This is a genomic window from Kribbella sp. NPDC020701, assembly GCF_055562215.1.
This window is the reverse complement of sequence record NZ_JBVHFT010000017.1, coordinates 69594-88868: the sequence shown is the minus strand read 5'-3', so window position 1 is coordinate 88868 and position 19275 is coordinate 69594. Positions and strand designations below refer to the sequence as shown.

The window sequence follows — 19275 nt, the reverse complement described above, 5'->3', positions numbered from 1 at the left end:
CGTGCGTCAGCTCGCATCGAGCGAAGTCGCCGCCAGATGGCGGTCGGGCGTCAGGAAGGACACATCGCGGACGGTCGAGCCGGTTGTTGCGAAGTCGGCCGCGATATCTCCCATCACCGGCGCGAACTTGAAGCCCGCGCCCGAGAATCCGCACGCCACCACGATCCGTGGGTCCGTCGGTGCCGGCCCGACGAGTGGTTGGTCGTCCGGGCTGTATCCCTCGATCCCGGTCCGGAGGCTGACCGGATCGGGGTAGAGCCCGGGGAGGAACTGGTGGATGACGCCGCCCACCCGGCGTAGGTGCTCGGCCGAAACTGACCGGTCGACGTTGCCGAGATCGTGGATCACCGGATGAGCTTCGAACTTGACGCCGACCTTGACGGTCACACCGTCGAGCGACGGGAAGCCGTAGGCGGACACGTCGCCGACGCGTTCGAAGACGGCGAAGACGTCGGGGCTGTAGTCGCTCGGCGGGCGAGCGAGATACCAGGCCTGCACCAGCCGACGCGGTACGACGAGCCCGGCCGCTCGTGGCACCACTTCGCCGGCCCATGCGCCTGGCGCCAGGACCACTCGCCCGTAGGTCTGCTCCCCGTCTCTGGTGAGGACGGCGACTCCGTCTGCTCGTGACTCCACCGCGACAACCTCGGTGTCGAGGCTCGCAGTCGCGCCCAGGTCGCCGGCGCGCTCGACTGCTGAGGCGATACTCATCTCGGGCCGGAGGTACCCTGCGAGCGGATCGGTGAGCCCGACATCACTGCCCCGGACGACGTGCTGCGGGAACCGCGATCGCAGCGTATCCGCCCAGAGCAACTCGTGGGGGAGTTCGTTGTCCTGCGCGGACGCGAGGGCTGCGGCGATGGCCGGGGTGCCCTGCGGCCCGATGATCAGGCCTCCGGTCTGGCGGAACAGCTCGCGGCCGGAGAGATCGGCGAGCTCGTGCCACAGGCCGAGTGCCTCGACGGCGAGTGGCGTGAAGCGAGGCTCGCGCTGACTCTGCAAGGAGAACCGCCGCGTCTCGCCGGCCGACGCCCCACGATCGTGCGCCACGCCGAACCGTTCGTAGCCGTGTACGCGTACTCCACGTTCGGCGAGTCTCCACAGTGTCATCGACCCGATGGCACCAAGTCCGATGACGGCGACGTCTGCTCGGCTCATCTGCTGACTCTTTCCTTCAGTAGCAGGGATGCGACGAAGTCGGTGACGTCGCCGGTCGACGCCGTACCGCCGAGATCGGCCGTGCGGGTCCGTGGATCGCGCAGTGACTGCTCGATGGCGGCCATCAAAGCGGTCGCCGGTTCGGGGAGCTGGAGGTGTTCCAGCATGAGTACGACGGACCAGAGCATGCCGATCGGATTGGCCAGCCCTTGGCCCGCGATGTCCGGTGCCGAACCGTGGACAGGCTCGAACATCGACGGACCCGGCCCGTCCGGGGCCAGGTTCGCCGACGGTGCGATGCCGATGCTGCCGCAGACGGCGGCGGCCAGGTCGGAGAGGATGTCGCCGAGCAGGTTCGACGCCACCACGACGTCGAAGTCCGTCGGGTGCATCACCATTCGGGCCGCCATCGCGTCGACGTGCTCGCGCGCCACCCTCACAGCCGGGTGCCGGGCGGCGACTTCGTCGACGACCTCGTCCCACAGGGTCATCGTGTGGATGATGCCGTTGGACTTGGTGGCGGACCGGACCTGCCCGCGCCGGTTCTCCGCCGCCGTCATCGCGTACTCCGCGATCCGCTCGACCGCGACGCGGGAGAAGCTGCTCTGCTGCAACGCGACCTCGGACGCGCCCTGGCCGATTCGGCCGCCGACCTCGCTGTACTCGCCCTCGGAGTTCTCCCGGACGACGACGAAGTCCGCGCCCGCGGCCAGTTCGGGCCGCACGGGCGTCGGCACTCCGTCGAAGACGCGCATCGGGCGCAGGTTCACGTACTGATCGAAGGCTCTGCGGATCGGGATGAGGAGGCCCCACAACGACACATGGTCGGGAACACCTGGCCAGCCGACGGCACCGAGCAGGATGGCGTCGTGCCGGCCGAGTACGTCGAGACCGTCGGCAGGCATCATCGACCCCGTCCGGTGGTACCGCTCGCAGGACCAGTCCAGTTCGGTCATCCCGAAGGTCACGTCGTACGTCGCCTGGACCGTGGCGAGCACCTGTTTGGCGGAGTCCATCACCTCCACCCCGATGCCGTCACCGGGGATGAGGGCAAGACTGACCCCGGCCATCAGAGCTGGAAGCCCGGTGACGAGAGGTACTTGAACTGCAGGTATTCGTGCAGCCCCTCAGGTCCGCCCTCACGCCCGAGGCCGGACTGCTTCACGCCGCCGAACGGCGCCGCCACGTCGGACACGAGACCGCGGTTGATGCCGACCATCCCGGACTGAAGCCGCGAGCTCACCCGCCGGGCGCGCTCGGTGTCGCGGGTGATCACGAACGCCGCCAGGCCGTGCTCGGTGTCGTTGCCAGCAGCAATGGCTTCGTCCTCGGTGGTGAACCTGCGGATCGCGGCCACCGGAGCGAACACCTCCTCACGCAGGATGCCGGCGTCCGCGGGCACGTGGTCGAGAACGGTCGGCGCGACGTAGTGGCCCGGCCCGTCCGGGATCGGTGTGCGGGCTACCACCACCGCGCCTTTGGCGACGGCATCGTCGACCAGCCGGTTCGCCTTCGCGACCGCGCGGTGATCGACCAGCGGGCCGAGATCGCTGTCCTCGTCGGCAGGGCGGCCGACCACAACGGCTGCCATCTCCGCGGCGAGGCCATCGACGAAGGCATCCGCGATGCCATCGGCAACCAGGAAGCGGTTGGCCGCCACACAGGACTGCCCGCCCAGCCGCATCTTCGCGATCATCGCCTCGCGGACGGCGACCTCGAGATCCGCGTCGTCGAAGACCAGGAAAGGAGCGTTCCCGCCCAGCTCCATCGACGTTCTCAGCACCCGGCGACCGCTCTGCTCGAGCAGCAGCCGGCCGACCTCGGTCGATCCGGTGAACGAGACCTTGCGGAGCCGTGGATCAGCCAGCAGCGGTCCGCTGACGTCGGCAGGCCTACTCGTGGTCACGACGCTCAGCACGCCCGGGGGAGCGCCCGACTCGAGCAGCAACTCCCCGAACACGAGAGACGAGAGCGGGGTCAGTTCGGCCGGCTTCAGTACCGCGGTGCACCCGGCGGCAACCGCGGGTGCGACCTTTCGGGCTGCCATGGCGAGCGGGACGTTCCACGGCGTGATGAGCAGACACGGCCCGACTGGTTCGGCAACGGTCACGATGTGGTTCCGGCCGTCGGGTGAGACGGTGCTACGGCCGTGCGGCCGGACGGCTTCCTCGGCGTACCATCGGACATAGTCGGCTGCGTAGGCCACCTCGCCTCGCGCTTCCTTGATGGTCTTGCCGACTTCCAGTGTGAGGAGCTGAGCCAGTCGCTCCTTGTTGGCCAGCAGTGCGTCGAAGAGCCGGTGCAGTACGTCGGCTCGCTCACGAAGTGTCGAGGACGTCCAGGCGGGCGCCGCAGCGGCCGCCGCATCGAGGGCGGCGAGGGCGTCCGCGGGTCCGCAATCGGCGACAGCGGCGATCGGCTGCTCTGTCGACGGGTCGAAGACCTCGAACGTCGCGCCTGTGGTGGCCGGTCGCCAGTCGGTCGAGAGGAATCCGGTGGGCACCGACTGCAGCGCGTCGGTTCCCCAGGCGATCGTGGTCATGCGGCGGTCCTTTCCTCGACGGCATCGAGGGCCGCCGCCATCACGTCCGCGGCGAAGCGGAGCTCGTCAGGGGTGATCACGAACGGAGGACATACGTGCAAGGTGTTGCCGGCGAGCAGACGGGTCAGCACACCGCGCTCGCGGCACCCGCGGATCACCTCGTCGGCCGGTACGTCGGGCAGCAGCTGAACTCCCGCCATCAGTCCGACCGCACGGACCTGCTGGACCAGCGGCGATTTGACGAGCGCGCCGAAGGCTGCGGCCAGCACAGGTTCGAGCGTCCGCACCCGTGCGAGCAGGTCCTCTTCTTCCAGTACGTCGAGATTCTCCAACGCCACCGCGCACGCGGTCGCGTGGCCGGAGTAGGTGATGCCCTGGCGGAAGATCGGCGCATCCGCTGCCGACATGAAGGGCTCGGACACTCGTCCGGAGACCGCTACGGCGCCGAGTGGCAGATAGCCCGAGGTGATGCCCTTGGCCATCGTCATCAAGTCGGGCTCGATACCCCACCGATCGCTGGCGAACCACTGGCCGGTCCGGCCGAACCCGGTCACCACCTCGTCAGCCACGAGAAGGATGTCGAACTCGCGGCAGAGCGCTTGAAGGCCGGCCAGATATCCGTCCGGCGGTGGATGCACGCCGCCGGTGCCGACCACCGGCTCGGCGACCAGTGCGGCGATGCGCTCCGGACCGATCCGCTCGATCACCGTCCGCGTGGTGGCGAGATCCGCCAGTGGGACCCGGGCCGTTTCGGGGATGAGTGAGTCGGTGCCGTAGCCGGCCCGGTTGAAGTCCAGGCCGGCTATCGACGTACCGAAGCCGTGCAGACCGTGATAGCCACCTGTCCTGCTGAGTACGACGGTCTTCGCCGTCCGCCCGACCTGCTGCCAGTAGCGCCGGGCGAGCTTGCAGGCGACGTCGATCGCGTCGGACCCGCCGGAGGTCAGGATGAACGACGCGTCGGCGACCGGAACGAGGCCCCGCAACCGCTCGGCCAGGTCGAGCGCCGGACGGTTCGCGTGGATGCCGAACAGGTGGTAGGTCTCCAGCGTCGACATCTGCCGCGCCGCGGCCTGCGCGATCCGCTCACGACCGTGACCGATATTCGCGTACCAGAGCCCGGCCGGCAGATCGAGGAGTCGGTCGCCGTCCTCGGTGGTCAGCCACGATCCGCTGGCGGACGCGATGACGACGCGCTCCCTGACTGTCGTGGGCATGTGCGCCTGTGGATGCCACAGGGCGGGTGGCGTGCTCACGGTTCCGTCCCGCTAGTGAGTGCCGGCTGCGACCGGAGCCGTCTCGGTGCTGAACTCGTCAGCAACGGCCGCGTGGATGTGCAGCATCCGTGCGAGCAGGCCGTTCCCGCGGGTGAAGTTCAGCGGGTTGTCGCCGCCGTTCTTGATCGTGTCCTTGGTGCCGTCGAAGAACGCCGTGCCCTGATCCGGTGACGAGTCGCTCTTGTCGTCGGGATAGAGCGGATTGACCGTGTTCTCGATCTTCGGCCACAGCGCCCGCGCGGCCTCTGTCGACTCGAACTCCAGCAGCATCACGAGGGTGTCCGGGATGAGCTCGCCGGCCACTTCCTCGAGGACGGACCCGCCCAGGTAGCCGGGGTGCCCGTCGAGCGACCGGAGCCAGTCGCCCAGATAAGCCTTCGCCTCGACGGCCTTGCCGGGTTGCGGGACGAAGATGAAGATGTCGCGTCGTTTCACAGCGATGTCCTTTCGGTTCGGTTCAGCGGGAGTTCGAAGAAGACCGCCCTGGTCATGCCGTCGACGTCGTTCTCGACGACCTCACAACCAAGTGACTGCCAGAACGGCAGCGCTCCTGGCGAGTGCGGGTAGGTGTGCAGGGCGATGGTGTCGTAGTGGCCTTCGTGACGGGCGCGGTCCACGGTCGCCTGGACGAGCGCCCGGGCGATGTGCCGGCGACGATGTTCCCGCAGGACGTACACGCGGACCAGTTGGCCGGTACGCCCGTCGCGGTAGCGGTCGACCAGATGCTGCGGGCTCAGGCCTTCCTTGAGAGCGCCTTGCCGGACTCCGCAGGTGGCGATGACCGCCCTGGTGGCAGCGTCCTCGGCCACCAGCATGAACGGTCCTTCCGGCTCGATGTACCACCCGGCGATGTCGTCGATGTCGGCGTGCACAACGGGGTTGTGCGACTCACCGAAGTCCTCGACGACGGAGCGCATCATCACTGCTTGCGCGGCGGGGATGTCGGCCTTGGTCAGCTCCCGGATCAGGATGCCTTCTGGGCCGGGATGAGCGTCGGTTGTCATGTCCAGTCCTCTCCGGCCGCAGAGCGGGCGCGGCCTCCGGTCTGCAGCCCCGGAGTGCCTCCCGGGGCCCGGACGTGGATTCATCATGACTCCATCAGAGATTGTTGACAACCCCCAAATTCACGTAACACCGCTGTCATCAGAGCGACATCTGCAACCCTCACCGAGTGTGATCAGGTCGGCGAAAGCCTCGCAAAACAAGGGGATTGGAGATCCATTGAGATGTTTCGAATGGCGAGTGGTCAGTCCGCAAACAGGTCGACATTGCATTCGATGTGTGCGAGTTGTTGACAATCGTGGCAAGCCGCTCCTACCTTGCTGGGAACGCACCAGAGCCGATTCGACGGCTCCCTACCGACCCAGGTGGTGTCGCATGCGACCGATTCGTCCCCTGCTAGGCGCTGCGCTCTGCATCGCCGCACTTCTCGCGGCTCCGGCCTGCGGGAGCTTCACCGGTTCAGGCAACGCCGCGAACGTCGCGGACCGCAGCCTGACCATCGCTCTGCAGTTCACTCCCAAGGCCGGCTACGCGCTGGAGACCGACGACGCTTTCGTGCTCGCCCAGGTCGGCTGCCTGGAGACCCTGGTCAAGTACGACTTCGAGTCCGGCGAGCTGCAGCCCTTGCTCGCGACCAAGTGGACGCAGACCAGCCCGACCGCTTGGGACTTCACCCTCCGCGAAGGTGTGAAGTTCCAGGACGGCACCGCACTCGATGCGGAGGGTGTCGCGTTCGCTCTGAACAAGCTGCTGAAGTCCGCCACGCCGCCGCGCGCGTTCACCCCGAAGGTGATCAGCGGCGTGCAGGCGGTGGACGCCTCGACAGTCCGCATCACCACGCCGACGCCGAGTGCGTTGCTGCCGTATCGCGTGGCCAGCGTCAACACCGGCATTCTGGCCAAGGCGGCGTACGCGGGCCGCGGCACCGACGTGGTCAAACACTGCACCGGTCCGTTCACCATCACGGCGCAGAAGCCGCAGCAGTCGATGTCGCTCGAGCGCAACGACAGCTACTGGGGCACCAAGGCCACGCTGGCCAAGGCCGAGGCGAAGTTCTTGCCCGACGGCAACGCGCGGGCTACTCAGGTCCGCACCGGTGAGTCCCAGATCGCCCTCGGGCTTCCGTCCGCGAGCCTGAAGGAGCTGTCCGGCGACAAGAGCATCGTCGTCTCGGACGCGGCGACGCCACGGACCACCGGTTTGTACATGAACTACGGCAAGGCGCCGTTCTCCAACCCTGATGTCCGCAAGGCCATCCAGATGACCGTCGACCTGGACGCGATCGCGAAGACGATCTACTCCGGCACGGTCGAGCCGGCGTTCGGCCCGTTCGCGGCGAACGAACCGTGGGCTCCGAAGGGCGTCCAGCCGGTCGCCACCAACGTCGAAGCCGCGAAAGCCCTGCTGCAGAAGGCCGGATACGGTCCGGGCAAGCTGACGTTGTCGCTGCGGGCCTACACCGAGCGGCCGGAGTTCGCCGATCTGGCCGCGGTGGTCCAGGAACAGCTGAAGCAGATCGGCATCACCGTGAAGGTCACGATGACCGACTACGCCGGTATGGAGCCGTCCCTGCTCAGCGGCAACTACGACCTCGCTCTGCTGTCACGGAACCACCTGACCGACATCGCCGACCCGATCGGGTTCCTCGAGGCCGACTACACCTGCAAGGGCACCTACAACATCAGCCACTACTGTGATCCGGCGTTCGACGCGAAGCTCGCGCAGGCCAACGGCGAGAAGGATCCGGCCGCCCGGTACACGATCTACGCCGCGCTGGCCAAGCAGCTGCAGGAGCAGGCGATCACCGCCTACCTGATCACCGACAAGACCATCGCCGCCCGGCGTGCCGGTGTACAGAACTTCGTCGACGACCCGCTGGCCCGGTACGCCCTGACCCCCCAGCTCTCGCTCACCGACTGACCCCTTCCGTCCAACGCCGCCAGGAGAGGAACGACTCGATGGAACTCCTCGGGTTCAAGCCGAAGTACATCACCTTCGACTGCTACGGAACGCTGACCAACTTCCAGATGAACGAGGCCGTCCGGCCGCTGATCGCGGGTGTGATCCCGGCGGAGCGGACGGACCGGTTCCTCAAGGACTTCCGGGCGTACCGGATCGACGAGGTGCTGGGGGCGTTCAAGCTCTACCCGCTGGTGCTGCGCGACTCCTGGCAGCGGACCTGCAATCGGTGGCGGATCCAGTTCAAGCCGTCGGACGTCGATGCGATCGTCGCGGCGGTCGGGACGTGGGGCCCGCACGCCGACGTACCCGAGCCGCTGGAGAAGCTGGCGGCGCACTATCCGCTGGTGATCCTGTCCAACGCGGTCGACCACATTCTGGCCGGCAACGTCGCGAAGCTCGGCGTCGACTTCCATCGCGTCTTCACCGCGGAGCAGGCGGGCGCGTACAAGCCGCGCTACCAGGCCTTCGAGTACATGCTCGACCAGCTCGGCGCCGACCGGGAGGAGATCCTGCACGTGTCGTCACACATCTGGTACGACGTGATCCCCGCCCATGAGCTGGGGATCAAGCACAAGGTCTACGTCAACCGCGGCTACGACCCGTCGACGCCGTACTACGAGTATGCCGAGACCACCGACCTGACCGGCGTACCTGGCCTGCTGGGGCTCTGACGCCGTGAAGCTGACCTCGTACTGGCTCGACACCGCCAAGCCCGCCGGCGACTTCCGGCACCAGGAGTTGCCGGCGTCTGTGGACGTCGCCGTCGTGGGCGGCGGCTTGACCGGCCTGTCCACCGCGCTGCACCTGGCCCGGCAGGGCGCGAGCGTCGCCGTCCTCGAGGCCCACACGCTGGGCTGGGGTGCGTCGGGGCGTAACGGCGGGATGGCGACGACCGGATTGGCGATCGACTTCACCAAGGCGGTCAAGCGGTACGGCCTGGACAGCGCGACCCGGATGTTCTCCGTGTACAACGACGCGATCGACACCATCGAGGACCTGGTCCGGACCGAAGGGATCGACTGTGACTTCGAGCGCGTCGGCAAGCTGAACCTGGCCTGCAAGCCCGCCCACTACGAGGAGTTCCAGCGGTCCGCCGATCTCCTGGCGCTGCATGCGAAGCACGAGATGACCCTCGTTCCGCGCAGCCGGATCAGGGGCGAGATCGGCAGCGACTTCTACCACGGCGCGATGATCGACCCGCTCGCCGCGGGCGTCCACGTCGGCAAACTGTGCAGCGGTCTGGCGATGGCGGCGTCGCAGTACGGCGCCTCGTTGCACGAGGACTGCGAGGTCGTCTCGCTCGAGCGACTCGGGCAGCGCCGCCATCGGGTCGTCACCTCGCAAGGATCGTTGCTCGCCGACGACGTGGTGGTCGGGACCAGTGGGTACTCCGGCAAGCTGCTCCCGTGGTTGCGTCGGCGGATCGTCCCGATCGGCAGCTTCATCGTCGTGACCGAGCCCTTGGATCGTGCGGTGATCGACGCACTGCTGCCGCACCGGCGCGTCGCCTCGGACAGCAAGAACCTGGTCTACTACTTCCGGGTCACGCCCGACAACCGCTTGCTCTTCGGTGGCAGGGCGCGGTTCGCGATGTCCAGTCCGGGTTCCGATCTCCGGTCGGGCGACATCCTGCGCCGGGCGATGACCGCCGTGTTTCCGCAGTTGCATGGCGTCGGAATCGACTACTGCTGGGGTGGGCTGGTCGACATGTCCATCGACCAGATGGTCCACGCGGGCCGTCGGGACGGGGTCTTCTACTCGGTCGGCTACAGCGGACACGGCGTGCAGATGGCCACCCACATGGGCAAGGTCGTCGCGCAGGTGCTCGGTGGAGACCGCAACGCCAACCCATGGGGTGAACTGCCGTTCCACGCGGTTCCCGGCCATGTGGGTCCGCCGTGGTTCCTGCCGCCGGTCGGCGCGTATTTCCGCTTGCTGGATCTGGTCAAGTAGGTCCACAGAGAGGATCGGAGGGTTCGGCATGCGCTTCCTGCTCAGGCGGTTGACGGTACTGGTCGCCGCGCTCCTGGTGGTCTCGTTCCTGGTGTTCCTGATTCCCTACCTGACGCCAGGCGACCCGACCCGGAAGATCCTCCGCGGCCGGGTGAACGCGATGGAGATCGACCCGGCCCAACTGGCTTCGTTGCGGACGCAGTACGGCCTCGACCGTCCGGTCCTGGTCCAGTACGCCGACTGGCTCGGCTCGGCGCTGCACGGGGACTTCGGGTTCTCGTACACGAGCCAGGCCGCTGTGATGCCGCAGATCGGGACGGCGGCCATGGTGACGCTGGTGCTGGCCGTCGGAGCCCTCGGACTCGCCATCGTGATCGCGCTGCCGTCGGGCATCCTGGCCGCGATGCGGCGTGGTGGCCCGATCGACACGGCGATCACGACGATCACGCAGGGCTTCGTCGCGGTCCCGGAGTACTGGCTGGCCCCGCTGCTGATCCTGGTGTTCGCGGTCAAGCTGGGCGCTCTTCCGTCCGCAGGATGGGCCGGTCCGGCGTGGATGATCCTGCCCTGCGTGACGCTGGCGCTGCGGCCGATCAGCTACTTCACCCAGATCACCCGGGCGTCGATGGCCGAGGTGCTCGACTCGCCGTACATCGTCGGCGCCAGGGCCCGCGGCCTCGGCTACCACCGGACCATCCTGCGGCACGGCATCCGGAACGCGCTGATCCCGGTCGTCACCCTGTTTTCGGTGTGGCTGGGTGGTTTGCTCGGTGGATCCGTCGTGGTGGAGGTCATCTTCGGCATCCCGGGGATGGGCCGGCTGGTCTACAACGCGGTCCACAACGGGGACATCCCGATGATCCAGGCATCGATGGTCACCATCGTCACGATCACCGTCCTGCTGGCGACCGTGACCGACGTCCTCTACACCGTGATCAACCCGACCGTGAGGGGGAGCCATGTCGGTTCTTGACGGCCCCAAGACCATCACACCCAGCCCGAGCGGGGACGTGCTCGCTGCGGACAGCGTGTCGGTCGAGTCGGGCGCGCGGCGGAAGCGGTCGGCCCGAACGCTGTTCCGGCAGCCGTGGCCGCTCGTCGCCGGTGGCGCGATTCTGACCGTTGTGGTCGTGGTCCTGCTGCTGACGCCATGGATCGCTCCGGCGGACCCGACGCAGCAGGACCTGACCCAGCGACTCGTCGGCAGCAGCGCGGAGCACTGGCTGGGCACTGACCAGCTGGGACGCGACCTGTTGTCCAGACTGATGTACGGCGGCCGCTTCTCGGTGACGATCGCAGGGATCACACTCGTGATCTGCGCCGTCTTCGGCACGCTCCTGGGCATCCTGTGCGCCCGGGTCCGCGGTGCCTTCGACGAGCTGGTCATGCGCGTCTGCGACGTACTGCTGGCCTTCCCTGAGATGATCGTCGCGATGTTCGTCGTGTCGATTCTGGGGGCGAGTAAGACGACGTTGATCGTCGCGCTGGTGGTCGGTGGCTGGACGCCGTTCGCGAAGCTGGCGCGCGGTGTCGCGCTCGAGGTCGACGCACGGGGCTTCATCGAGGCCGCCCGGGCACTGGGCTGTTCGCGCCGGTTCATCGTGCTGCGGCACCTGCTGCCGAACTCGTCGAACCCGCTGATGGCGCACGCGGCGCTCCGGTTCGGGCACAAGCTCATCACGGTCGGGGCGCTGTCCTACCTGGGACTGGGCGTCCAGCCGCCGGCGGCGGACTGGGGCTCGATGCTCGCGGCGGGGCAGCCGTTCCTGAGCCAGGCACCGCACCTGGTCATCTATCCCGGCCTGGCGATTTTCGTGACCGCACTGAGTGTGACGATGATCGGCCAGGGGATCAACGCGCGTCGAGGGGGCCGGTCATGACTCGGCCGGTCGCGGTTCGGAGAGAGGACGGAATGGCCAAGAACTCAGAGGTGCGCAAGCGCCCGTCGCGGGTGCCGAAGCCGACGCTGGCAGCAGTTGTCGCCGGCGAGCTGCGGGAGGCGATCGTCAGCGGGCGGATTCCGCCGGGCAGCCAGATGAACGAGGTCGAGCTGGCCGCGCGGTTCTCGACCAGCCGCGGGCCGGTGCGGGAAGGGATGCAGCGCCTCGTGCAGGAGGGCCTGCTGGTCAGCAGCCCACACCGCGGCATCTTCGTTCCGGTGCTGTCCGCCGCTGATGTGCAGGACATCTACTTCGCCCGCTACGCGCTCGAGCGTGCGGCGATGCTGCGCATCGCCGAACGGGGCATCTCCGCCGCGACGATCGCCGCTCTCGAACAGATTCTCGGAGAGATGGACCTCGCGCTGGCTGATGGTGACACGCCTGGGGTGGCGGCGACCGATCTGCGCTTCCATGAGGTGCTGGTCGCGGCAGCGGGGAGCGCGCGGCTCGAGCAGATGTACCGCGCGCTGCTGGGACAGATGCGGCTCGGTCTGAACCTGGTGATCGACACCTACGCCGAGCGGTCCGACCTGCTCGACCAGCACGGCATCATCCTGCGTCAGCTGAAGGCCGGCGATCGGCGCGCGCTGATGGAGACGATCGACGACCACTTCGACGTGGCCGCGGAGGACTTGTCCGACGTGCACGGCCACGGACATCGGCACGGTGGAGACACTGAGCGCGTGACCAGCCGGACCTGATCGATCGCCGGGCGGCCGCCCCGCCCGGCGAGGAACCGAGGCAACTATGGAACCCCTGCTCGAGATCGACAGCCTGACTGTCAGTACGCGGACGACATCCAAGCGACTGCTTGACGGAGTCAGTCTGCGGGTGGCGCCCGGCGAGGTGCTCGCGGTCGTCGGAGAGTCCGGTTCGGGGAAGAGCCTGACCGCGCTCTCGATCATGCAGATGCTGCCGCAGGCTCTGGAGATGTCCAGCGCGAGGATGACGCTGGACGGCACTGATCTGACCTCGCTGCGGCGGCGGGACATCGACACGTTGCACGGCGGCCGGATCGGAATGCTGTTCCAGCAGCCTCGACGGATGCTCGATCCCACGGCCACCGTGGGGAGTCAGGTGGCCGAACCGCTCGTCAGGCACCTGGGCATGAGCCGCCGGGACGCGCGGCGGCGAGTGCTCGAGCTGCTGGCGGATGTGGGTATCGACGAGCCGGCCCGGCGGGCACAGGTCTATCCCCACCAGCTCTCCGGTGGGCTCGCGCAGCGGGTGATGATCGCGACCGCACTGGCGGCGTCGCCGCCGCTGCTGATCGCCGACGAGCCGACCACGGCGCTGGATGTCACGGTCGAGGCGCAGATCCTGCAACTGCTGAAGCAGAAGAAGCGCGAGCTCGGCATGAGCGTGCTGTTCATCTCCCATGACCTGAACGTCGTTTCCTCGATCGCCGACCGGATCGCGGTGATGTACGCCGGCCGGATCGTCGAGGTGGGCGCCGCGGACGAGATCCTCACCCAGCCCGAGCACCCGTACACCAAGGCACTCATCGAGTGCTCGACGCTTCGGCTCGACGCCAGTGGGCAGCTGTACGTCATCCCGGGTGGCAGCGACACCGCGCGCGAACTCGATCACGGCTGCCGCTTCCGGCCGCGATGCGGTCTCAGCCAGGAGGCGCGGCTGGAGAAGGTGTGTGACGCCGACGAACCCGTGCTGCTGTCGATCGGGAAGTCACCGGCCGAACACCAATGCCGCTGCTGGGGAACTGCCGAACACAAGGAGGGCGCATGAACGACACCGTCGCGGCGCCGGCTGCGACCGCACTGGTGAGGCTGGAGAACGTCGTCAAGCACTTCCCACTGCGCCGGCGCGGATTCGGCCGCCGGGAGTTCGTCCACTCCGTCGACGACGTGACCATCAGCCTCGACGGCGGGCGGTCACTGGGCATCGTCGGTGAGTCCGGATCGGGCAAGAGCACACTCGCCCGGATCATGCTCGGACTGCAGACACCCGACTCGGGACAGGTCGACGTGGCCGGCGTCCGGGTCACCGGCCTCAAACGCAAGGATGACAAGGCGTTCCGCCGCCGGGCCCAGATCGTCTTCCAGGATCCACACTCCGTGATGGACCCGCGCATGACGATCCGGCAGAGTCTGATCGCCGTACTCACGCAGCACCGAATGGGGGACAGTGGCGGGCGGGAGGCCCGGGTCCTCCATGCACTCCGGGAGGTCGGCCTCGAGGCCGACTATCTGGACCGGTATCCCGCCGACTGCTCCGGTGGCCAGTTGCAACGGATCGTGATCGCCCGGGCACTGTTGCTCGAGCCCACCTTGCTGGTGTGCGACGAGCCCACGTCCGCCCTCGACGCTTCCGTGCAGGCGAAGGTGCTCAACCTGATCAGCCAGCTACGACGCGACCGCGAGCTGACCATGGTGCTGATCTCGCACGATCTCCGCGTGGTCCGGCTGACCAGTGATCGCGTCGCCGTGATGTACCTCGGCCAGATCGTCGAGACGGCGGACCGTGAGCCGCTCTTCACCGGCGCGCGCCATCCCTACACGTTGGCACTGCTCGCGGCGGCTACCCACGTCAGGGGCGACGAACTGGTCGCGCAAGGTGAGCCACCGTCGCCGGTGCACCCGCCGGCCGGGTGCCGCTTCAACACCCGCTGTCCGTTGGCGACCGATGGCTGTCGGCAGGAAGCGCCGCAGCTGACCGAGATCGCGCCGGGGCATCAGGTGCGCTGCCATCGCTGGAGCGAGAGCCGCGAGTTGCTCGCAACCGTCACCGGATCGGAGTCGCATGACGTCAACGACGGCGTCTGAGGCTTGGTCCGTGGTCTTCTGGCCGCCCGGTGGGATGTACGTCGAAGGTCAGTGGACCTCGGGTCCCTGGACGCTCGACGTCACCGATCCGGAGACCGGTCGGGTCGTCGACGTCGTCTCCGACGCGGGGGCAGCGGAGGCTGATCGGGCCGTCGCGTACCTGGCCCAGGAGTATCCCCGGTCCCGCTGGCCGCTCTGGGCCCGGCGGGAGGCGCTGTCGACGGCGGCCCGGCTCGTTGCGGAGCGGGCGGCGGAACTCGCCGCCGTGATCGCGGAGGAGTCGTCGAAGACGATCCGCGAGGCAAGGTCTGAGGTGAAGCGTGCGGCCGAGACGCTTCGGCTGTCTGCCGAAGCGGCCTCGACTCTGGAGGGGCGGACGGTTCCGTTCGGCAACAGCGAGCGCGGCGCCGGCTGGGTCGGCTGGTACACCCGTGAACCCGTCGGGATCGTGGCGGCGATCACGCCGTACAACGATCCGCTGAACCTGGTGGCCCATAAGCTCGGACCCGCCTTGCTGGCCGGGAACGCCGTCGTACTGAAGCCGTCCGAGCTGACCCCGTTGTCGGCGTTCGCGCTGGCCGGCATCTTGCTCGAGGCCGGAGTTCCGGGATCACGTCTGGCTGTGCTGACGGGCTTGGACGCAGCCCGCGCACTGGTCGCGGACGACCGAGTGGACGTTGTGTCGTTCACCGGAGGGCGCCGTACCGCTGACCAGATCGCTGGGCATGGGCGCGCCCGCAAGCTGCTGATGGAGCTGGGTGGAAACAATTCATTGATCGCCTGCGCAGACTCCGATCCTGCAGAGGTTGCGACGGCCATCGTGGACGGTGCGTTCGGTGTGGCCGGCCAGAACTGCCTGTCCGTCCAACGCGCTCTCATCGCCCGGCCGCTGTACGACGACGTCCTGGATCGGGTCGTTGCCTTGGCCTCGGCGTTGCGGGTGGGCACCAAGTCCGATCCGGACACCGACCTCGGGCCGATGATCACCGAGGAGTCGGCGATCGAGGTGATCCGGCGGCTGACCGCGGCCGTCGAGGACGGCGCCATACTGTGCACCGGAGGCCGACGCGACGGCGCGTTCGTCACGCCGGCCGTACTCACCGGCGTGCCGCACGAGTCCGGCCTGTGGCGCGACGAGGTCTTCGGGCCAGTAGTGCTGCTCGAGCCGTGGGATGAGATTGCGTCGGCGATCGAGGCCGCGAACGACCTGGACACCGGCTTGCAGGCCGGCGTCTTCACACGCGACATCGACCAGGCACTCGACATCGCGGAGCGGCTCCGCGTCGGCGCGGTCCTGATCAACTCCAGCTCAGATTTCCGCATCGACGCGATGCCGTTCGGCGGCTTCAAGAGCTCGGGCGTCGGTCGGGAAGGTGTCACGAGTGCCGTCGAGTCCTACTCCGAGCCGAAAGTCGTCGCCATCCGCCGGACAGCCTGAGCGGGAGCCAGGCCGTGGCGGCTACCGCCCGACGGCCTCGCGGTGGTGGTCGAGGGCGCTGTGCTGCTCGTCGCCGGCGTGGCCGGCCGGGCTCACGTGCACGGTGGCGGAGATCAGCCGTGGTACGCCATGCAGGAGGGCGTGCTCGGCCTCGACCGCGACGGCGTGGGCGGCGACGATGTCGAGGGAGGGGTCGACGGTGACGCTGGTCTCGGCGCGCAAGCGGTGGCCGGTCCAGCGCAGCTGGAGGTTGGTGACCTCGTGGACGCCCACCACGCCACGCAGTGAGCGGTCGGCGGCGTCGACCAGCTCGGGCTCGACGGCATCCATCAGCCGGCGGTAGATGTCGGTGGCAGCGCCCTTCAGGACGACCAGGATGGCGACCGTGATCAGCAGACCGATGATCGGGTCCGCCAGCGGGAAGCCGGCCATGACACCGAGCGCGGCAATGACGACCGCGAGCGAGGTGAATCCGTCGGTCCGGGCGTGCAGGCCGTCGGCGACGAGCGCGGCCGAGCCGATCTTCCGGCCGACCCGGATCCGGTAGACGGCGACGAGCTCGTTGCCGGCGAAGCCGATCAGACCGGCGGCGAGCACGACGCCGGTGTTCGTGATCGGCTGCGGTTCGAACAGCCGGCGGATCGACTCGTAGCCAGCGATGATCGCGGACAGCGCGATCATCAGGACGATGAAGACGCCGGCCAGGTCTTCGGCCCGGCCGAACCCGTAGGTGTAGCGCTTGGTGGCGACGCGGCGCCCCAGGACGAAGGCGACCCAGAGCGGTACGGCGGTGAGCGCGTCGGAGAAGTTGTGGATCGTGTCGGCGAGCAGCGCGGTCGAGTCGGTCAGGATGACGACGACGAGCTGCGCGACGGCTGTGATGCCGAGACCCAGCAGGCTGATCTTGAGTGCGCGGATGCCCTCGCTGCTCGCCTCGAGTGCGGAGTCGATCGAGTCGGCGGTGTCATGGCTGTGCGGCTTGAAGATCGAGAGGAACAACGCACGGACCCCGCCCGGGTGATCATGCCCATGCCCATGTCCGTGGCCATGGCCGTGACCGTGCCCATGGCTGTTTTCGGGCGTGTTTCCGGCATCATCGTGGTGACCGTGGCCATGTCCGTGACCATGGCCCTGCTCGGGATGGGAGTGCGTCATGAAAACCTCGCGAGGTGAGTGTCGCGGTGTGGTGCGCCGACACTCCAGGTTACCATCTCGTATGCGCATGTGCGCATGGATGCAATCATGAAGTCCGACGAGGAGCTGGCCGCTCCGACGGACGATCAGGTCGTCGTGGCCGTCGACACCTTCCGCCTGTTGGCGGACCAGACCCGGCTCCGGCTGCTCTGGGCGCTCGCGGAGGGGGCCGAGTTGGATGTGAGCACGCTGGCAGAGCAGGTGGGGATGTCGCAGCCCGCGACCTCGCAGCATCTTGCCCGGCTGCGGTTGTCCGGTGCTGTCGACGTACGGCGGGATGGTCGCAGATCGCTGTACTCCATCCGCGGTGTCCACCTGCGCCGGGTCATCGCCGAAGCTCTGTTCCACGCCGATCACGCCGTGACCGGCGAACCGCCTCACAACTGACAAGGACGTACAGTGCCCGACCCGACCCCGCCACCGGCCGATCCCCACGCAGGCCACCAAGGCCACGGGAGCCACGGTGGCGTGCAGATGCCGATGGGGGAGGGGCGCGATCCCGGCCCTGTCGGCGATGTCGTGCGCTTCGAGGATCTCGCCTCCTGGCAGCCGAGCACGGGATGGCTCGCCGCGATCGTCGTGCTGGCCGTGACCTACGCGGTCGGCGTCGTGCTGCTTCGCACCAACGGCGTGTACTGGCCGATCGGCCGGGTGGCCGGATGGTTCCTCGGCCTGCTCACGCTGCTGGGGGTGACCTGTACGGGCGTCGGGCACCTGGGGATGGTGCTTTTCAGCGTGCACATGGCGCAGCACATGGTGCTGTCCATGCTCACCCCGATCCTGTTGTTGCTCGGGGCACCTATCACCCTCGCGTTGCGCGCCCTCCCTGCCACGAGCGCAGTACGCCGAGGGTTGCTGGCGGTGCTGCATTCACGATTGGCCCGGCTGATGTCACATCCCGGCGTGACAGTGCCGGCGTTCGTCGTCAGTTTGTTCGGACTGTACTTCAGTGGGTTGTTCGACCTGGCCATGTCCAGCCATCTCGGCCATCAACTGATGCTGATCCACTTCCTGCTGGTCGGGTTGTTGTTCTTCGGCCCGATCCTGCGCGTCGACCCGTGGCCGCGTCGTACGGCGCCCGGCCTGCGACTGGTGGAGATGCTGATCGCAGTGCCGTTCCACGCCTTCTTCGGCGTCATCGTGATGCAGGCGGCGGCTCCGCTGAGTGCGACGATGGCCGAGTCGACCCGTCGCCTCGGCGTCGATCCGCTGTCCGACCAGGCGACGGGCGGTGGCGTCGCGTGGGGATTCGGCGAGGCACCGATCGTCCTCGTCACCTTGGTGGTCCTCGTGCAGTGGCTTCGCTCCGACCGTCGCGAGGCAGCCAGGCTCGACCGGCAGGCGGCCCGCGACGGCGACGCGGCCTTGGCCGCCTACAACGCGAAACTGCGGCGCCTGCACGAGTTGTCGTCCCAGCAATGAGCCCGCACACCTGGCGGTAGTGTCTACTACGGCTGGAGGTGAATATGGTAGCGGTGTTCGAACTCGAGCGAGTCTCCGTCGACCGCGGGCAGGCCCTGCTCCTGGACTCGATCACCACCCAGGTCCGCGCCGGAGTCTGTACGGCGTTGGTCGGGCCGTCGGGAGCGGGGAAGTCGACCCTGCTCCGGCTGCTGAACCGACTCGGTGAACCTTCCGGTGGCCGGGTCCTGATGAACGGCCGCCCGACGGCGGGACTCTCCGGCGGCGAGGCTCAACGGGTCTGCCTGGCGCGAGCGCTCGCTGTCGAACCTGAGGTCCTGCTCGCGGACGAGTCGACGTCGGCGCTGGATCCCGCGAGCACTGCGACAGTCGAAGCGGTATTCAAGCAACTGGTGGCGGATGGGATGACGGTGGTCATCGTCAGCCACGATGCCGCCCAGGCCCGCCGGATCGCCGACGAGGCCGTCGTACTGACCGCCGGACGATTGGTCGAGCACGGCCCGGCCGGCGAGGTCGCCTACCTACAGGGTGATGCGGAATGAGTCCACAGATTCCTTCCTGGGCGGGAGTCGCAACCTCGGCGGCCCTGGTGGCCGTCGCCGTA

Annotated in this window: 19 protein-coding genes; 12 read left to right on the top strand and 7 right to left on the bottom strand. The window is 68.0% G+C overall.

What is annotated here, in order from left to right; translation table 11 throughout:
• Window positions 1–6: 6 nt before the first annotated feature.
• From solA to ACZ3HV_RS33980, 6 genes are read right to left on the bottom strand one after another with little or no spacing between them, the layout of a single operon-like run.
• Window positions 7–1158 (bottom strand): N-methyl-L-tryptophan oxidase, encoded by a 1152-nt coding sequence (gene solA / locus ACZ3HV_RS34005; RefSeq protein WP_465690442.1) that lies wholly within the window; start codon window positions 1156–1158, stop codon window positions 7–9.
• Entirely contained in the window at window positions 1155–2228 is a 1074-nt protein-coding gene (locus ACZ3HV_RS34000; protein ID WP_465690440.1) for a tartrate dehydrogenase, read from the bottom strand. Before ACZ3HV_RS34000 ends, solA begins: the two co-directional genes overlap by 4 nt.
• Complete coding sequence (locus ACZ3HV_RS33995) at window positions 2228–3700, bottom strand: NAD-dependent succinate-semialdehyde dehydrogenase (RefSeq protein ID WP_465690439.1); 1473 nt, start codon at window positions 3698–3700, stop codon at window positions 2228–2230. Before ACZ3HV_RS33995 ends, ACZ3HV_RS34000 begins: the two co-directional genes overlap by 1 nt.
• A complete protein-coding gene (locus ACZ3HV_RS33990; protein ID WP_465690437.1) occupies window positions 3697–4917 on the bottom strand; it encodes an aminotransferase family protein in 1221 nt (406 codons plus the stop codon). The genes ACZ3HV_RS33995 and ACZ3HV_RS33990 overlap by 4 nt, the downstream gene beginning before the upstream one ends.
• Window positions 4918–4968: 51 nt before the next feature.
• Window positions 4969–5412 carry a hypothetical protein gene (locus ACZ3HV_RS33985; protein WP_465690435.1) on the bottom strand — a complete coding sequence of 148 codons (444 nt, stop codon included), beginning with the start codon at window positions 5410–5412 and terminating at the stop codon, window positions 4969–4971.
• Window positions 5409–5981 (bottom strand): GNAT family N-acetyltransferase, encoded by a 573-nt coding sequence (locus ACZ3HV_RS33980; protein WP_465690433.1) that lies wholly within the window; start codon window positions 5979–5981, stop codon window positions 5409–5411. Before ACZ3HV_RS33980 ends, ACZ3HV_RS33985 begins: the two co-directional genes overlap by 4 nt.
• A 373-nt stretch (window positions 5982–6354) precedes the next feature.
• Between ACZ3HV_RS33980 and ACZ3HV_RS33975 the strand changes: the two genes are divergently transcribed.
• From ACZ3HV_RS33975 to ACZ3HV_RS33935, 9 genes are read left to right on the top strand one after another with little or no spacing between them, the layout of a single operon-like run.
• Window positions 6355–7899, top strand: a complete 1545-nt coding sequence (locus ACZ3HV_RS33975; RefSeq protein ID WP_465690431.1) for an ABC transporter substrate-binding protein — start codon at window positions 6355–6357, stop codon at window positions 7897–7899.
• Between the two features lie 38 nt (window positions 7900–7937).
• Window positions 7938–8612, top strand: coding sequence for a haloacid dehalogenase type II (locus tag ACZ3HV_RS33970; RefSeq protein WP_465690429.1), 675 nt, complete (start codon window positions 7938–7940; stop codon window positions 8610–8612).
• A gap of 4 nt (window positions 8613–8616) precedes the next feature.
• Entirely contained in the window at window positions 8617–9894 is a 1278-nt protein-coding gene (locus tag ACZ3HV_RS33965) for an NAD(P)/FAD-dependent oxidoreductase (RefSeq protein WP_465690427.1), read from the top strand.
• Window positions 9895–9922: 28 nt separating this feature from the next.
• Window positions 9923–10867 carry an ABC transporter permease gene (locus tag ACZ3HV_RS33960; protein ID WP_465690426.1) on the top strand — a complete coding sequence of 315 codons (945 nt, stop codon included), beginning with the start codon at window positions 9923–9925 and terminating at the stop codon, window positions 10865–10867.
• On the top strand, window positions 10854–11774 hold the full coding sequence (locus tag ACZ3HV_RS33955) for an ABC transporter permease (protein WP_465690424.1): 921 nt from the start codon (window positions 10854–10856) through the stop codon (window positions 11772–11774). The genes ACZ3HV_RS33960 and ACZ3HV_RS33955 overlap by 14 nt, the downstream gene beginning before the upstream one ends.
• Window positions 11775–11806: 32 nt before the next feature.
• On the top strand, window positions 11807–12535 hold the full coding sequence (locus ACZ3HV_RS33950) for a GntR family transcriptional regulator (RefSeq protein WP_465690422.1): 729 nt from the start codon (window positions 11807–11809) through the stop codon (window positions 12533–12535).
• 46 nt (window positions 12536–12581) lie between these two features.
• A complete protein-coding gene (locus tag ACZ3HV_RS33945) occupies window positions 12582–13580 on the top strand; it encodes an ABC transporter ATP-binding protein (RefSeq protein ID WP_465690420.1) in 999 nt (332 codons plus the stop codon).
• Window positions 13577–14617, top strand: coding sequence for an ABC transporter ATP-binding protein (locus tag ACZ3HV_RS33940; RefSeq protein WP_465690418.1), 1041 nt, complete (start codon window positions 13577–13579; stop codon window positions 14615–14617). The genes ACZ3HV_RS33945 and ACZ3HV_RS33940 overlap by 4 nt, the downstream gene beginning before the upstream one ends.
• Window positions 14595–16055: an aldehyde dehydrogenase family protein gene (locus ACZ3HV_RS33935; RefSeq protein ID WP_465690416.1), complete on the top strand. Its 1461-nt coding sequence runs from the start codon at window positions 14595–14597 to the stop codon at window positions 16053–16055. The genes ACZ3HV_RS33940 and ACZ3HV_RS33935 overlap by 23 nt, the downstream gene beginning before the upstream one ends.
• Before the next feature lie 21 nt (window positions 16056–16076).
• Here ACZ3HV_RS33935 and ACZ3HV_RS33930 read toward each other — a convergent pair whose 3' ends face one another.
• Window positions 16077–17054: a cation diffusion facilitator family transporter gene (locus tag ACZ3HV_RS33930; RefSeq protein WP_465690414.1), complete on the bottom strand. Its 978-nt coding sequence runs from the start codon at window positions 17052–17054 to the stop codon at window positions 16077–16079.
• Window positions 17055–17297: 243 nt separating this feature from the next.
• On the opposite strand from ACZ3HV_RS33930, the gene ACZ3HV_RS33925 reads away from it, so the two are divergent.
• Genes ACZ3HV_RS33925 through ACZ3HV_RS33915 form a run of 3 tightly spaced genes read left to right on the top strand, consistent with a single transcriptional unit; the run spans window position 17298 to window position 19213 of the window.
• A complete protein-coding gene (locus ACZ3HV_RS33925) occupies window positions 17298–17636 on the top strand; it encodes an ArsR/SmtB family transcription factor (protein WP_465690412.1) in 339 nt (112 codons plus the stop codon).
• 12 nt (window positions 17637–17648) lie between these two features.
• Complete coding sequence (locus ACZ3HV_RS33920; protein WP_465690410.1) at window positions 17649–18671, top strand: cytochrome c oxidase assembly protein; 1023 nt, start codon at window positions 17649–17651, stop codon at window positions 18669–18671.
• A 44-nt stretch (window positions 18672–18715) separates the two neighbouring features.
• Window positions 18716–19213: an ATP-binding cassette domain-containing protein gene (locus ACZ3HV_RS33915; RefSeq protein ID WP_465690408.1), complete on the top strand. Its 498-nt coding sequence runs from the start codon at window positions 18716–18718 to the stop codon at window positions 19211–19213.
• Window positions 19214–19275: the final 62 nt, after the last annotated feature.

Coding starts and splice junctions, on each gene's coding strand:
- ACZ3HV_RS33955 (WP_465690424.1), top strand. CDS start 10,854: ATGTCGGTTCTTGACGGCCCCAAGACCATCACACCCAGCCCGAGCGGG.
- ACZ3HV_RS33925 (WP_465690412.1), top strand. CDS start 17,298: ATGAAGTCCGACGAGGAGCTGGCCGCTCCGACGGACGATCAGGTCGTC.
- solA (WP_465690442.1), bottom strand. CDS start 1,158: ATGAGCCGAGCAGACGTCGCCGTCATCGGACTTGGTGCCATCGGGTCG.
- ACZ3HV_RS34000 (WP_465690440.1), bottom strand. CDS start 2,228: ATGGCCGGGGTCAGTCTTGCCCTCATCCCCGGTGACGGCATCGGGGTG.
- ACZ3HV_RS33960 (WP_465690426.1), top strand. CDS start 9,923: ATGCGCTTCCTGCTCAGGCGGTTGACGGTACTGGTCGCCGCGCTCCTG.
- ACZ3HV_RS33990 (WP_465690437.1), bottom strand. CDS start 4,917: ATGCCCACGACAGTCAGGGAGCGCGTCGTCATCGCGTCCGCCAGCGGA.
- ACZ3HV_RS33980 (WP_465690433.1), bottom strand. CDS start 5,981: ATGACAACCGACGCTCATCCCGGCCCAGAAGGCATCCTGATCCGGGAG.
- ACZ3HV_RS33975 (WP_465690431.1), top strand. CDS start 6,355: ATGCGACCGATTCGTCCCCTGCTAGGCGCTGCGCTCTGCATCGCCGCA.
- ACZ3HV_RS33950 (WP_465690422.1), top strand. CDS start 11,807: ATGGCCAAGAACTCAGAGGTGCGCAAGCGCCCGTCGCGGGTGCCGAAG.
- ACZ3HV_RS33945 (WP_465690420.1), top strand. CDS start 12,582: ATGGAACCCCTGCTCGAGATCGACAGCCTGACTGTCAGTACGCGGACG.
- ACZ3HV_RS33935 (WP_465690416.1), top strand. CDS start 14,595: ATGACGTCAACGACGGCGTCTGAGGCTTGGTCCGTGGTCTTCTGGCCG.
- ACZ3HV_RS33970 (WP_465690429.1), top strand. CDS start 7,938: ATGGAACTCCTCGGGTTCAAGCCGAAGTACATCACCTTCGACTGCTAC.
- ACZ3HV_RS33995 (WP_465690439.1), bottom strand. CDS start 3,700: ATGACCACGATCGCCTGGGGAACCGACGCGCTGCAGTCGGTGCCCACC.
- ACZ3HV_RS33940 (WP_465690418.1), top strand. CDS start 13,577: ATGAACGACACCGTCGCGGCGCCGGCTGCGACCGCACTGGTGAGGCTG.
- ACZ3HV_RS33915 (WP_465690408.1), top strand. CDS start 18,716: ATGGTAGCGGTGTTCGAACTCGAGCGAGTCTCCGTCGACCGCGGGCAG.